This is a genomic window from Cupriavidus sp. H19C3, from assembly GCF_049393815.1.
Lineage (GTDB): Bacteria > Pseudomonadota > Gammaproteobacteria > Burkholderiales > Burkholderiaceae > Cupriavidus.
This window is the reverse complement of sequence record NZ_CP184985.1, coordinates 2,043,086-2,056,396: the sequence shown is the minus strand read 5'-3', so window position 1 is coordinate 2,056,396 and position 13,311 is coordinate 2,043,086. Positions and strand designations below refer to the sequence as shown.

Here is a 13,311-nt window from a genome sequence, read left to right as displayed (position 1 = left end):
AGTGGGGCAATCGCGGGAGCGGGGCATGAGCATGCCGGACATGCCGCCGATGCCACGCCCGGACCGCGCGGCGCCGCCGCCGGAACATCGGCGCCGCCGCCGCATCGCGCGCGCGCTGGCCTGGACCGCCGGCGTGCTGCTGTTGCTGGTGGTCTTGCTGGTGACCGCCGTGGTGCTGGCGTTGCGCACCGAAGGCGGCACGCGCCAGCTGTGGTCGGTCGCCACGCGCCTCTCCGGCGGCATCCTGGCCGGCCGCTACGAGGGCGGCACGGTGGCGAGCGGGCTGCGCCTGCGCGACGTGGTCTTTGCCAGCGGCGACACCCGCGTGACCGTGGACCGTATCGACGGCAACTGGACGCTCGACTGGTCGCCGGCCCGGCTGCATGTGCGCGCGCTTGCCATCGGCCGCGTCGACGTGCGCCTGCCGGCGCCCAAGCCCACGCAGCCGACTCCGCCCGCCACCATGCCCGACTCGCTCGCGCTGCCGCTGGCCGTCGACGTCGATGCGCTGACGCTCGAACATCTGTCCATCCTGCAAGGCACGGCACCGACCGCGACCCCGCTCGAATTCTCGGATCTGGCCGCCGCGCTCCATTCCGACGGCAGGCGGCATCGCCTGGTGGTCGACCGGCTCGTCACGCCCTACGGCACATTGCGGGCCAACGCGCAGATCGCCGGGCCCAAGCCTTATCCGCTCTCGGCGGAAGCGTTGCTGGAAGGACGCTGGCAGGACGAATCGTTTGCGTTGTCGGCCACCGCGAGCGGTACGCTCGCTGCCGTGCGCGCCGATCTGGAGGCCACCGGCGACCGCATCCGCGGCCGTGCCGGAGCGGACCTCACGCCATTCGGCAAGGTGCCGTTTACCCATCTGAGCGTCGATGGCGAGCGCATCAATCCGCGCCTGTTCAGTCCATCGGCGCCGCAGGCCAACCTGACCGTGCATGCGGAGTTGCGGCCAGTGGAAGCGGTCTCGCCCCCGCCCGTGATCGCACGGCCGCGCCCGGGGCAGTCCGCCGCCAGCGCGGTGGCCGACGCGTCGGCGGCGTCCGCCTCGGCCCCGCCGCCCGTGCCCACGCCGCCGGCCTCCGCGGCGGCGCGCGAGCCGCTGGCGGTGGCGGGCGATCTGGTGGTGCGCAACCTCGATCCGGGCCCGCTCGACAAGGAGCGACTGCCGGTGGAATCGGTGCGCGCGCGCGTGGAAGTGAGCGAGATGGCGCAGAGCGTGCGCGACCTGCGCATCGCGCTCCGGGGCAACGGTGAGGTGATGGGGCAGGGCATGCTGCGCGACGGACGCGGCGGCTTCGATCTCGATATCCGCCGGCTCGATGCGGCCGCGCTGGCCTACGTCGCTGGTGCCGACCCGCTTGTCCGGGCCGGTGATCCTGCGCCTGGAGCCGGGGCGTCAGAGCGTGGCGATGGACCTGGCCGGCGGCGAGCTCAAGCTGTTTGCCGATGCGCGTGTCGATGGCGAGGCGCTGACCCTGGAGGCATTGCGCGCGGGCCTCGGCGCCGGCACGCTGACCGCCGAGGGCAAGCTCGGGCTGCAGGACGAACAGGCGTTCCAGTTCAAGGGCAAGCTCGCCAATTTCGATCCGGCACGGCTGGCCAAGGTGGCGCCGGGCCGCATCAATGCCGAGTTCACGGCCAACGGCACGCTGGCCAGGACGCTGCGCGTGGCGCTCGACTTCGGTCTGCGCGACAGCGAATACGCCGGCCTGCCGATGACCGGCAACGGCAAGGTCCGCGTCGAGGGCGAACGGCTGCTGCCAAGCCAGGTCGCGCTCAGCATGGCCGGCAACCAGGTGGACCTGCGTGGCAGTTTCGGCGCGCGCGGCGACCGGCTCAAGGTGGCGATCGACGCGCCGCAACTCGATCGGCTCAAGTTCGGCGTGGCCGGCCGCGCCAAGGTCAATGCGGACATCACGGGCACGTTGCGGCGGCCCGAGGTGGTCGGCGACTACAGCGCGCAGGGCCTCGTGTTCGGCCCGCACCATCTCGCCAGCGCCAGCGGTCACGCGGAACTGCGCGGCGGCCTCGACGGCACGCTCTCCGCGCAGCTGACGGCACGCGACTATCGGGGTCCCGAAGCCACCGTACGCACGCTCGACGCTACCCTGGCGGGCACGCAGGCCAACCACACCTTCGACGTCAGGGCGGCCGGCACCGTGCGGCGCCGGCAGGTGCAGCTGAGCCTGGCCGGACAGGGCGCATGGCAGGGCGCACAGGGCTGGCATGGCACCATCCGCACGCTGGAAGAACGCGGCATGGCCAACCTGCGCCTGCTGGCGCCGACCACGCTGCTGGTGGCGGACCAGCACCTCAAGCTGGGCGCGGCGCGCTTCCAGTTCGACCGCGCCACCATGGCCGTGGACGGCGTGGACTGGGACCATGGCCGCATCCGTACCGCGGGTACGCTCGATGGCGTGCAGGTCGCGCGCGTGCTCGAACTGGTCGAAACCTTCAGCGGCGCAGCGCCACCGGTACGCTCGGACCTCGTGCTCGATGCGCGCTGGAACCTCACGCTGGCCGAGACCGCGGCCGGGTTTGCCGAGATCCGCCGGCGCTCGGGCGATGCCTCGATCAATGCGGGGCGCGGCTGGACCGCGCTCGGGCTGGGCGAGACCCAGCTGCGCGCCGACCTCGCCGGCGGCCGGGCCACCGTGCGCGGCGGTACCTCGGCCGAGCGTCTCGGCAAGCTCGTGGTCGATGCTTCGGCGGGATTGGTGACCGAGCAGGGACTGCAGACGATCGGGCCGGCGTCCACGCTGGGCGGCTCGGTCGCGGTCGAGATTCCGCGCCTGAAGTCGCTGGAGTCGTTCACCGGGCCGCAGTATGCGTTCGAAGGCAAGCTCGCCGCCAGGCTGCAACTGGCCGGCACCGTCGGCAATCCGTTGCTCACGGGCGGGGTCGACGGCAGCGGGATCGCGGTCACGCTGTACGACCTCGGCATCCGCCTGACCGATGGCGTGGTGAAGATCGCGCTCGACCAGAACACGGTGGAACTGCAGCAGGTGCATTTTCGCGGTGGCGACGGCACGCTGACCGCCACCGGCAATATCAAGCTCGGCGAGACCGATCCCAACCTGACCGCAAGGATCGTCGCGGACAAGCTGCAGCTCTTTGCCAGTCCGGAGCGCACGCTGATCATTTCCGGCGAGGCCGGCATCGCCAACGAAAACCGACAGATCGCCATACGCGGCAAGTTCCGCGTCGATCGCGGCCTGTTCGACCTGCCCAAGGCCGGCGCTCCGCAGCTTGGCGACGACGTGGTGGTGATCCGCCGGCGCGACCAGCGCGAATTGCCCAGCGCCACCGCGGCGGTGCCCGAAGCACAGCCGGCCGGACGCTTCAGCCCGGTGATCGACCTCGCGCTCGACCTCGGCAGCAACTTCCGCTTCCGCGGGGCGGGCGCCGATCTGCTGCTGGCCGGGCTGCTCAATATCAACAGCGCGCCCCTGACGCCGATGCGTGCCACCGGCACCGTGCGCGTGGTGGAGGGCACCTACGAGGCGTTTGGGCGCAAGCTCGATATCGAACGCGGCATCGTCAACTTCAACGGTCCGCTCGACAACCCCAACATCAACATCCGCGCTATGCGCCGCAACCAGGAAGTGGAGGCAGGCGTCGAGGTAACCGGCACGGTGCGGCTGCCGCGCGTAAGGCTGGTGTCGGAGCCCAACGTGCCGGACGAGGACAAGCTGTCGTGGCTGATGTTCGGCTACGGCGCCGAGAGTGCCGGCAGCAGCCAGCAGCGCCAGCTCAGCGGCGGCGCGCTGGGCGGGGCCGCGCTCGGCATGCTGGGCGGGCGCGCGGGCAAGGGCATCGTCCAGCATTTCGGCATCGACGAGTTCTCGATCGGGCCGAGTACCGCCGGCCTCAACGACCAGCAGGTGGTCAGCGTGGGCAAGGCGGTGACCAACCAGATCTCGGTCGGCTACGAGCAGAGCCTGACCTCGGCGTCGAACGTGGTCAAGCTGACATGGGCGTTCTCGCGCCGCTGGTCGCTGATTGCCAAGGGCGGCTCGATCAACGGCCTGTCGGTGCTGTTCAACCGCCGCTTCAACAATTGGGATAGCCTGTTCTCGGGCCGGTCGGGCCGCGCGCGCACGGCCGATGACGACACCACGCCGCCCAACCCGGTGGAGGCCATCAAGCGATGAGGGATGCGATATGCGATGCAGTGTGCCATTCCGTGCCGCCTTTGCGGCACGACTCACCGCGGCGTCGCGGCGCCGCCTGGCCGTCATGGGCGTGATCGCCGCGTTGCTCGCGCTGGTCGGCTGCGATCAGCGCAAGGTCGACGAAGCCTTGAAGAAGGCCGGCGAGACCGCGCGCGGCGTATGGGACAGCGTCAAGCCGGACAGCCAACTGTTCAAGGGCATCGAGGTCGGCCGCGCCACCGAGGACGACGTGCGCCGGCAGGCGGGCAAGCCCGAGATCGTGTGGGAAGAGGCCGACGGCGGCCGCCGCCTGGAATATCCGCGTGGCCCGGAGGGCGCGACCACCTGGATGGTGACGATCGGCCCCGACGGCACGGTACGCCGGATCGAGCAGGTTCTGACCGCGGAAAATTTCGCGCGCGTGCGGCCCGGCATGAGCAAGGACGGGGTCCGCCGCCTGCTCGGCAAGCCGACGCGGGTCGAAGCGTTTGCGCTCAAGCAGGAAGAGGTATGGGGCTACCGCTGGTACGAAACGTCGACCGAGCGCGCTTTCTTCAACGTGCACTTCGACGCGCAGGGCGTGGTGACCACGACCTCGCGCAGCGACGATCCGTCGCGGCACCAGGGCGGGTGAGCGTGGCGTAAGCCTGGCCGGAGGGGGCTGCGACGGTCGCCTTCCTGCGGGGGCTGGGGTGGTTCGGCTTTGGGGCAGGCCGATGATGTGAGCACCGGTGTGACCACCGGTGTGGCCGATGGTGTGGCCGATGGTGTGGCCGATGGTGTGGCCGATGGTGTCGCCGCCATGGTGGGCGATGATGCCACCGATGGCGCCTGGGCGGCACCATCGGCACATGCCTGTCAGCGGATGCGCATGCCTGGTACCGCGCCTTCGTGCGGCTCCAGGATCCACAGGCCCGGGGTGGCCTTTTCATCGGCCGCCGATGCCGCCAGCACCATCCCTTCGGACATGCCGAACTTCATCTTGCGCGGCGCCAGGTTGGCTACCACCACGGTGAGCTTGCCGAGCAGCTGCTCGGGCGCGTAGGCCGACTGAATGCCCGAGAACACGTTGCGCGTCTTGCCTTCGCCTAGGTCCAGCGTCAGCTGCAGCAGCTTGCTCGAGCCCTCCACTTTCTGGCAGGCGACGATTCTGGCCACACGCAGGTCGATCTTTGCGAAGTCGTCGATCGTGATGGTGTCGGCCACTGGCTCGATGGCCGCGGCGGCGGCCTCGGGGGCTGCCTGCAGCGACTCGCGGTTGGCCTCGATCAGCGCCGCCACCTGCTTGGCGTCGATCCGCGTCATCAGGTGCGAGTACGGCTGGATCGGGCATGCCGACGACAGCTGCGTGTCGATCCCGCGCCAGTCAAGCGGCTCGATATTGAGGAAGCGCTCGACGGCCGCGGCCATCGCGGGCACCACCGGCTTCAGATAGATCGTCAGCAGGCGGAACGCCTCCAGGCAAACCGAGCACGCGGCCTGCAGCGCGGCGCGCTTGCTCTCGTCCCTGGCCAGCTCCCACGGCTTTTCGGTGTCGACGAACGCGTTGACATGGTCGGTCAGCTCCATCACCAGGCGCAGCGCCTTGCTGTACTCGCGCGCCTCGTAGAGCTGCGCGATCTGCGGCGCGGCCGCGCGCAACTGCAGCAGCAGCGGATGCGCCAGGGCGGCGTCATCGACCTTGCCGTCGAAGCGCTTGACCAGAAAGCCCGCCGCGCGGCTGGCGATATTGACGTACTTGCCCACCAGGTCGCTGTTCACGCGCGCGATGAAGTCGTCGAGGTTCAGGTCGAGGTCTTCCATGCTCGCGTTGAGCTTGGCCGCGTAGTAGTAGCGCAGCCATTCCGGGTTCATGCCGGTGTCGATATAGCTCTGCGCGGTGATGAAGGTGCCGCGCGACTTGCTCATCTTGGCACCATCGACGGTCAGGAAGCCGTGGGCAAACACGTTGGTCGGCGTGCGATGACCGGAAAAGCGCAGCATCGCGGGCCAGAACAGCGTGTGGAAGTACAGGATGTCCTTGCCGATGAAGTGGTACTGCTCCGCCGTGGAATGCGGGTTCACCCACGCGTCGAAGTCGATGCCGCGCTGTTCGCACAGGTTCTTGAAGCTGGCGTAGTAGCCGATCGGCGCATCCAGCCACACGTAGAAGTACTTGCCCGGCGCGCCCGGGATCTCGAAGCCGAAGTAGGGCGCATCGCGCGAGATGTCCCAGTCGGACAGCGTCGACGCCTCGCCCTCGGCGCCCAGCCACTCCTGCATCTTGTTGGTGGCCTCGGGCTGGGCCAGGTCGGCCACCCACTCGCGCAGGAAGGTCTCGCAGCGCGGATCGGACAGCTTGAAGAAATAGTGCGTGGACGACTTGCGCACGGGCGTGGCGCCCGATACCACCGAGTACGGGTTCTTGAGGTCTGTGGGCGCGTAGGTGGTGCCGCAGACCTCGCACGAGTCGCCGTACTGGTCCTTGGAGCCGCATTTGGGGCACTCGCCCTTGATGAAGCGGTCCGGCAGGAACATCTCCTTGACCGGATCGTAGAACTGCTCCACCTCGCGCGCGTCGATCAGGTCCTGAGCCTTCAGCGCAAGGTAGATCTTTTCGCTCAGCACGCGGTTTTCGTCCGAATCGGTGCTGTAGTAGTTATCGAACGACACCAGGAAGCTGTCGAAATCGCGCTTGTGCTCGGCCCAGACGCGGTCGATCAGCTGCTTGGGCGTGATGCCTTCCTTCTCCGCGCGCAGCATGACCGGCGTGCCGTGCGTGTCGTCGGCGCCGACATAGTAGACCTCGTTGCCCATCATGCGCTGGAAGCGCACCCAGATGTCGGTCTGGATGTACTCGACCATGTGGCCAATATGGATCTGGCCGTTGGCATAGGGCAGGGCGGAGGTAACGAGAATGCGGCGAGCGGTCATGGAGTGAGCCGGTGGTCTTGCGGGAGGTAAATGACTATTTTACCGCGCGGCCAAAAAAAAGCGCCGGTCGATACCGGCGCAGCTTTCCACAACGGAAAAGGAGGAGAAATCAGGTACCGCCCGGGAGGTCAGCCACCCATCGCGAGCCAGCAACGGTGGCAAGCGGTACCTGAACTGTATGACCGGGTCAGCCCTGAATTGGTTTCAAAAAAATTTCGACGCGGCGATTTTGTGCGCGTCCGGCCTCGGTGGCGTTGTCCGCCACCGGCTGGGTCTGGCCTCGTCCTTCGGCCGTCAGGCGGTTGCGGGCGACCCCGCGATCACCCAGATAGCCAGCCACGCTCTGGGCGCGACGTTGCGAAAGCTGCATGTTGTAAGAGGGATTGCCCGTGCTGTCGGTGTGGCCGACGACATTGGCCGCCACATCCTGGTGCTGGTTCAGCGTCTGTGCCACCTGGTCCAGCACGCTGCGGAACGACGGCTTGATGGTGGAGCTGTCGGTGTCGAACGTGACCTGGCTCGGGATATTGACCTTGAGCGAGCCATCCGGCTGCTCCGTGATCTGGGTGCCGGTGCCGGCGGTGTCCTTGCTCAGCTTGCCGCGGATGGCGTTCCAGTTGTAGCCGGTGGCGCCGCCGATGGCACCGCCCACCGCGGCACCGACCAGCGTGCCCGTGGTATTGCCGCCGATCAGGTTGCCGAGCCCGGCGCCCACGGCCGCTCCGACCCCGGTGCCGACGGCCGTATGGGTCTGCTGTTCCGTGGCGCACCCGGCCACGAGGAGGGTGGCGGTGGCGAGCGAGACAATGGCGAACTTGGCGTGCATGCTTTCTCCTTCTGATGAATCCCGTGAATGTTCTGTCTACGGCATTCCCGCATGGTAACGGGGATTGCGGCGATCCGCCGCAATCCTTTGCGCCGTGCGCCATTTGAGGCAGGCGTATGAATTCGCGTTCACCTCCCCGTCCCCGCGGCACACCCGCGTGCCGGCCGGCGAGCCAGGTGCGGCCGATGACAGGCGCACTACAATAGGCACATGCCGCGCGGTGCACAAGCGCCAGAGTGTGAGAGATGTAAATGTCTGTAATCCCACACTCGCCCCCGGACTGTTCGCCAAGCCGCACACCGGTCGGACCATACTGCTAACATCACGCGCCTCAACCCCACCGATCCATACCGATCGCCAGCGATCGCATACAGCGGAGACTGTCTTGAGCCTTACCCCCGGCCTCACCACCGAGCAGGTTACCGAAGCCCTGCGCACCGTCATCGATCCCAATACCGGCCGCGACCTCGTCTCCACGCGCTCGGCCCGCAACATCCGGGTGGACGGCAACGATATCTCGCTGGAAGTGGAGCTTGGCTATCCTGGCAAGAGCCAGCTGGAGCCGATCCGCCAGCTCGTCATCGGCGCCCTGCGCCAGTTGCCGGGCGTCGGCAACGTGAGCGTCGCCGTCTCCATGAAGATCGTCGCCCATGCGGTGCAGCGCGGCGTCAAGCTGCTGCCGGGCGTGAAGAACGTGATCGCGGTGGCCTCCGGCAAGGGCGGCGTGGGCAAGTCGACCACGGCCGTCAATCTCGCGCTGGCGCTGGCGGCCGAGGGTGCGCGCGTGGGCATGCTCGATGCCGACATCTACGGCCCGAGCCTGCCGATGATGCTCGGCATTACCGGCCGCCCCGAGTCGACCGACGGGCAGACCATGGAGCCGCTCGAAGGTCACGGTCTGCAGGCCAACTCGATCGGTTTCCTGATCGAGCAGGACAACCCGATGGTGTGGCGCGGCCCGATGGTGACCTCGGCGCTGGAGCAGCTGCTGCGCCAGACCAACTGGCACGACCTCGACTACCTGGTGGTGGACATGCCGCCGGGCACCGGCGATATCCAGCTGACGCTGTCGCAGAAGGTGCCGGTGACCGGCGCCGTGATCGTGACCACGCCGCAGGACATCGCGCTGCTGGACGCCAAGAAGGGCCTCAAGATGTTCGAGAAGGTCGGCATCCCGATCCTCGGCATCGTCGAGAACATGGCGGTCTACTGCTGCCCCAACTGCGGCCATGTCGAACACATCTTCGGCGAGGGCGGTGGCCAGCGCATGAGCGACGAATACCAGGTCGACATGCTGGGCAGCCTGCCGCTCAACCTGTCCATCCGCGAGCAGGCCGATTCCGGCCGGCCGACCGTGGTGGCGGCGCCGGACAGCCCGCTCGCGGCGATTTACCGCGAGGTCGCCCGCAAGGTGGCCATCAAGGTCGCCGACAAGGCGCGCGACATGAGCAACAAGTTCCCGAGCATCGTCGTGCAAAACACATGAGGACCGTGCGAATGGCCTGATGCACCTTGTGACAATTCCGCCCCCGAGTCGGCGCTACAATCGCCGCCACTTTCACCGTAAGGAGGTTTGGCATGAAACGTGTACTTTTCGGTTTGGCAATGGGCGCGGCCGCGGCAGTCGTCGCGGGCTGCGGCAACATGGGCGGTACCGGTAGCACGCCTCCGAGCGCATCGTCGTCGCTGGGCGCCAGCAAGGCCACGGCCGCGCTGATGCCCAAGAGCGGCACCAACACCGCCGGGCGCGTCAATTTCGACCAGCAGACCGGCGGCGGCACGCTGGTGACGGTGCAGGTCAGCGGCCTTGCGCCGGGCTCGGTGCACGGCTTCCATGTCCATGAGAAGGGCGATTGCTCGGCGCCGGACGCGATGAGCGCGGGTGGCCACTTCAATCCGACCGGAAAGCAGCACGGCCAGATGACGATGGGCGAGCACCACGCCGGCGACATGAACAACCTGACCGCCGATGCCAGCGGCAACGTGCGCGTCCAGTTCGTGATGGCGGACGTGACCGTGACACCGGGGCCGGCCAGCGTGGTAGGACGCGCGGTGGTCGTGCACAAGGATCCGGACGATTACCGGACCCAGCCGACCGGCAATTCGGGCGGCCGCATCGCCTGTGGCGTGATCTCGGCCTCCTGAGGTCCAACGCCGGGCATTCCCGGCCTGGCGGCCGGGAACCCCGCGCGCGGGGAGCGCCGGCAGGCCGCGGCGGTGGCGGGGTGGCGGTGGCGGGGCGCCGGTCGAGGCGGGGTTTGGTTGTACAATCTCGCCTCATTGCAAGACACCGTTCGCCCGCCTCCTCCCTCCTCCCATCGTTTCCTTTCCCTATGAGCATCAAGTCCGATAAGTGGATCCGCCGCATGGCGGAGCAGCATGGCATGATCGAGCCGTTCGAGCCGGGACAGGTCCGGGAGGCGGATGGCCGCAAGATCGTGTCGTACGGCACGTCCAGCTACGGCTACGACATTCGCTGCGCCGACGAATTCAAGATCTTTACCAATATCAACAGCACGATCGTCGATCCGAAGAACTTCGACGAGAAGTCGTTCGTGGACTTCAAGGGCGACGTCTGCATCATCCCGCCCAATTCGTTCGCGCTGGCCCGCACCATGGAGTATTTCCGCATTCCGCGCAGCGTGTTGACCATCTGCCTGGGCAAGAGCACCTATGCGCGTTGCGGCATCATCGTCAACGTGACACCGTTCGAGCCCGAATGGGAAGGCTACGTGACGCTCGAGTTCTCCAACACCACGCCGCTGCCCGCCAAGATCTATGCCGGCGAGGGTTGCGCCCAGGTGCTGTTCTTCGAGAGCGACGAAGTCTGCGAGACGTCGTACCGCGACCGTGGCGGCAAGTACCAGGGCCAGCACGGTGTCACACTGCCGAAGACCTGAACGCATTACAATGCCGGCGTCCGCCGCCGGCATGGCCCCCGCCCGGGGGTACCCGGCGGGTCGCCAGCACAGACGAACCTGACGAAAGAGCCACATGTGAGCCACATGTCGCCAGCGCGGGGAACCACCCGGCGGCCATGTGGCTCAGTTCTTTTGAGTCCATCCTTCTCCTCGAGGACGCCCGATGAAATTTCGCTTTCCCGTCATCATCATCGATGAAGACTTCCGCTCCGAGAACATCTCCGGCTCGGGCATCCGCGCGCTGGCGGCAGCCATCGAGACCGAGGGCATGGAGGTGATGGGCCTGACCAGCTACGGTGACCTCACGTCGTTCGCGCAGCAGGCGAGCCGCGCCTCGTCCTTTATCGTGTCGATCGACGACGACGAGTTCGTGCGTGCCGACGACCAGCCCGAGGCCGCCGCCATCGAGAAACTGCGTGCCTTCGTCAACGAAGTGCGTCGCCGCAATACGGATCTGCCCATCTTCCTGTACGGCGAGACCCGTACCTCGCGCCATATCCCCAACGACATCCTGCGCGAGCTGCACGGCTTCATCCACATGTTCGAGGACACGCCGGAATTTGTCGCGCGGCACATCATCCGCGAAGCCAAGGTCTATCTCGATTCGCTCGCGCCCCCGTTCTTCAAAGCGCTGATCGACTACGCGCAGGACAGCTCGTATTCGTGGCACTGCCCCGGCCATTCGGGCGGCGTGGCGTTCCTCAAGAGCCCGGTGGGGCAGGTGTTCCACCAGTTCTTCGGCGAGAACATGCTGCGCGCCGACGTCTGCAACGCGGTGGACGAACTCGGCCAGCTGCTCGACCACACCGGCCCGGTGGCGGCGTCGGAGCGCAATGCCGCGCGCATCTTCAATTCGGACCACATGTTCTTCGTCACCAATGGCACCTCGACGTCGAACAAGATGGTGTGGCACGCCAACGTGGCGCCGGGCGATATCGTCGTGGTGGACCGCAACTGCCACAAGTCGATCCTGCACGCGATCATGATGACCGGCGCGATTCCGGTCTTTCTGATGCCGACGCGCAATCACTACGGCATCATCGGTCCGATCCCGAGGAGCGAGTTCGATCCGGAGACCATCCGCCGCAAGATCGACGCGCACCCGTTCGCGAGCAAGGCCAGGAACCAGAAGCCGCGCATCCTGACCATCACGCAGGGCACCTACGACGGCGTGCTGTACAACGCCGAGCAGATCAAGCAGCTGCTGGCGACCGAGATCGACACGCTGCATTTCGACGAAGCCTGGCTGCCGCATGCGGCCTTCCACGAGTTCTACCGCGACATGCACGCGATCGGGCGTGACCGCCCGCGCAGCAAGGACGCGCTGGTGTTTGCCACGCAGTCCACGCACAAGCTGCTGGCCGGCCTGTCGCAGGCGTCGCAGATCCTCGTGCAGGACTCGGAGACGCGCAAGCTGGACCGCTACCGCTTCAACGAGGCGTATCTGATGCACACCTCGACCAGCCCGCAGTATTCGATCATCGCGTCGTGCGACGTGGCCGCCGCGATGATGGAAGCGCCGGGCGGCACCGCGCTGGTGGAAGAAAGCATCCAGGAGGCGCTCGACTTCCGCCGCGCGATGCGCAAGGTCGAGGGCGACTACGATGCCGGCAACAACGGCGACTGGTGGTTCAAGGTGTGGGGCCCCGATGCGCTGGCCGAGGACGGCATGCCGGACCGCGAGGAATGGATGCTCAAGGCCAACGAGCGCTGGCACGGCTTTGGCGACCTCGCCGACGGCTTCAACCTGCTCGACCCGATCAAGGCCACCATCATCACCCCGGGCCTCGACGTCGACGGCGAGTTCAGCGAGCGCGGCATTCCGGCGGCGATCGTCACCAAGTACCTGGCCGAGCACGGCATCATCATCGAGAAGACGGGCCTGTACTCGTTCTTCATCATGTTCACCATCGGCATCACCAAGGGCCGCTGGAACTCGCTCGTGACCGAGCTGCAGCAGTTCAAGGACGACTACGACCAGAACCAGCCGCTCTGGCGCGTGCTGCCCGAGTTCGTGGGCAAGTACCCGCAGTACGAGCGCATGGGCCTGCGCGATCTCTGCGATGCGATCCACAGCGTCTACAAGGCCAACGACGTGGCGCGCGTGACCACCGAGATGTACCTGTCGGACATGGAGCCGGCGATGAAGCCGTCGGATGCATGGGCGATGATGGCGCATCGCGAGATCGAACGCGTGCCGGTGGACGAGCTTGAGGGCCGCGTCACCGCCATTCTGCTGACGCCTTACCCGCCGGGCATTCCGCTGCTGATTCCGGGCGAGCGCTTCAATCGCACCATCGTGCAATACCTGAAGTTCGCGCGCGAGTTCAACAAGCTGTTCCCCGGCTTCGAGACCGATATCCACGGGCTGGTGGAAGACGTGATCGACGGCCAGTCCGCGTACTTCGTGGATTGCGTCAAGCAGTAAGCACCGCAGCCAGCCAGGATGAAAAAGGCCCCGCATTGCGGGGCCTTTTCATTGTTCAGTGGT

7 protein-coding genes and 1 pseudogene are annotated in these 13,311 nt (G+C 67.0%); 6 read left to right on the top strand and 2 right to left on the bottom strand.

Features of this window, described 5'->3' with window-relative positions; all coding sequences use genetic code 11:
• Positions 1–25 precede the first annotated feature (25 nt).
• Together DFLDMN_RS09545 and bamE are read left to right on the top strand one after the other, a co-directional pair.
• Positions 26–4,160 (top strand): annotated as a pseudogene (locus DFLDMN_RS09545) (translocation/assembly module TamB domain-containing protein).
• An 85-nt stretch (positions 4,161–4,245) separates the two neighbouring features.
• A complete protein-coding gene (gene bamE / locus DFLDMN_RS09540) occupies positions 4,246–4,794 on the top strand; it encodes an outer membrane protein assembly factor BamE domain-containing protein (RefSeq protein WP_423198365.1) in 549 nt (182 codons plus the stop codon).
• 224 nt (positions 4,795–5,018) lie between these two features.
• Here the strand turns inward: bamE and metG are convergent, their stop codons facing one another.
• Together metG and DFLDMN_RS09530 are read right to left on the bottom strand one after the other, a co-directional pair.
• Positions 5,019–7,073, bottom strand: coding sequence for a methionine--tRNA ligase (gene metG, locus DFLDMN_RS09535; RefSeq protein WP_423198223.1), 2,055 nt, complete (start codon positions 7,071–7,073; stop codon positions 5,019–5,021).
• Between the two features lie 187 nt (positions 7,074–7,260).
• Entirely contained in the window at positions 7,261–7,899 is a 639-nt protein-coding gene (locus DFLDMN_RS09530; RefSeq protein WP_423198222.1) for an OmpA family protein, read from the bottom strand.
• 385 nt (positions 7,900–8,284) lie between these two features.
• Here DFLDMN_RS09530 and apbC point away from each other — a divergent pair, with 385 nt between their 5' ends.
• The 4 genes from apbC (at position 8,285) to DFLDMN_RS09510 (ending at position 13,248) form a co-directional block, all read left to right on the top strand.
• A complete protein-coding gene (apbC, locus tag DFLDMN_RS09525; RefSeq protein WP_423198221.1) occupies positions 8,285–9,385 on the top strand; it encodes an iron-sulfur cluster carrier protein ApbC in 1,101 nt (366 codons plus the stop codon).
• A gap of 92 nt (positions 9,386–9,477) precedes the next feature.
• Complete coding sequence (locus DFLDMN_RS09520; protein WP_423198220.1) at positions 9,478–10,044, top strand: superoxide dismutase family protein; 567 nt, start codon at positions 9,478–9,480, stop codon at positions 10,042–10,044.
• A gap of 188 nt (positions 10,045–10,232) precedes the next feature.
• Positions 10,233–10,799 carry a dCTP deaminase gene (dcd, locus tag DFLDMN_RS09515; RefSeq protein WP_071014972.1) on the top strand — a complete coding sequence of 189 codons (567 nt, stop codon included), beginning with the start codon at positions 10,233–10,235 and terminating at the stop codon, positions 10,797–10,799.
• 184 nt (positions 10,800–10,983) lie between these two features.
• Positions 10,984–13,248, top strand: a complete 2,265-nt coding sequence (locus tag DFLDMN_RS09510; RefSeq protein WP_423198219.1) for an Orn/Lys/Arg decarboxylase N-terminal domain-containing protein — start codon at positions 10,984–10,986, stop codon at positions 13,246–13,248.
• The last annotated feature ends 63 nt before the right edge of the window (positions 13,249–13,311 follow it).

Bases quoted from the DNA above. Each gene is read 5' to 3' on its own strand.
- bamE (WP_423198365.1), top strand. From the start codon at position 4,246: ATGGGCGTGATCGCCGCGTTGCTCGCGCTGGTCGGCTGCGATCAGCGC.
- metG (WP_423198223.1), bottom strand. From the start codon at position 7,073: ATGACCGCTCGCCGCATTCTCGTTACCTCCGCCCTGCCCTATGCCAAC.
- DFLDMN_RS09530 (WP_423198222.1), bottom strand. From the start codon at position 7,899: ATGCACGCCAAGTTCGCCATTGTCTCGCTCGCCACCGCCACCCTCCTC.
- DFLDMN_RS09520 (WP_423198220.1), top strand. From the start codon at position 9,478: ATGAAACGTGTACTTTTCGGTTTGGCAATGGGCGCGGCCGCGGCAGTC.
- dcd (WP_071014972.1), top strand. From the start codon at position 10,233: ATGAGCATCAAGTCCGATAAGTGGATCCGCCGCATGGCGGAGCAGCAT.
- DFLDMN_RS09510 (WP_423198219.1), top strand. From the start codon at position 10,984: ATGAAATTTCGCTTTCCCGTCATCATCATCGATGAAGACTTCCGCTCC.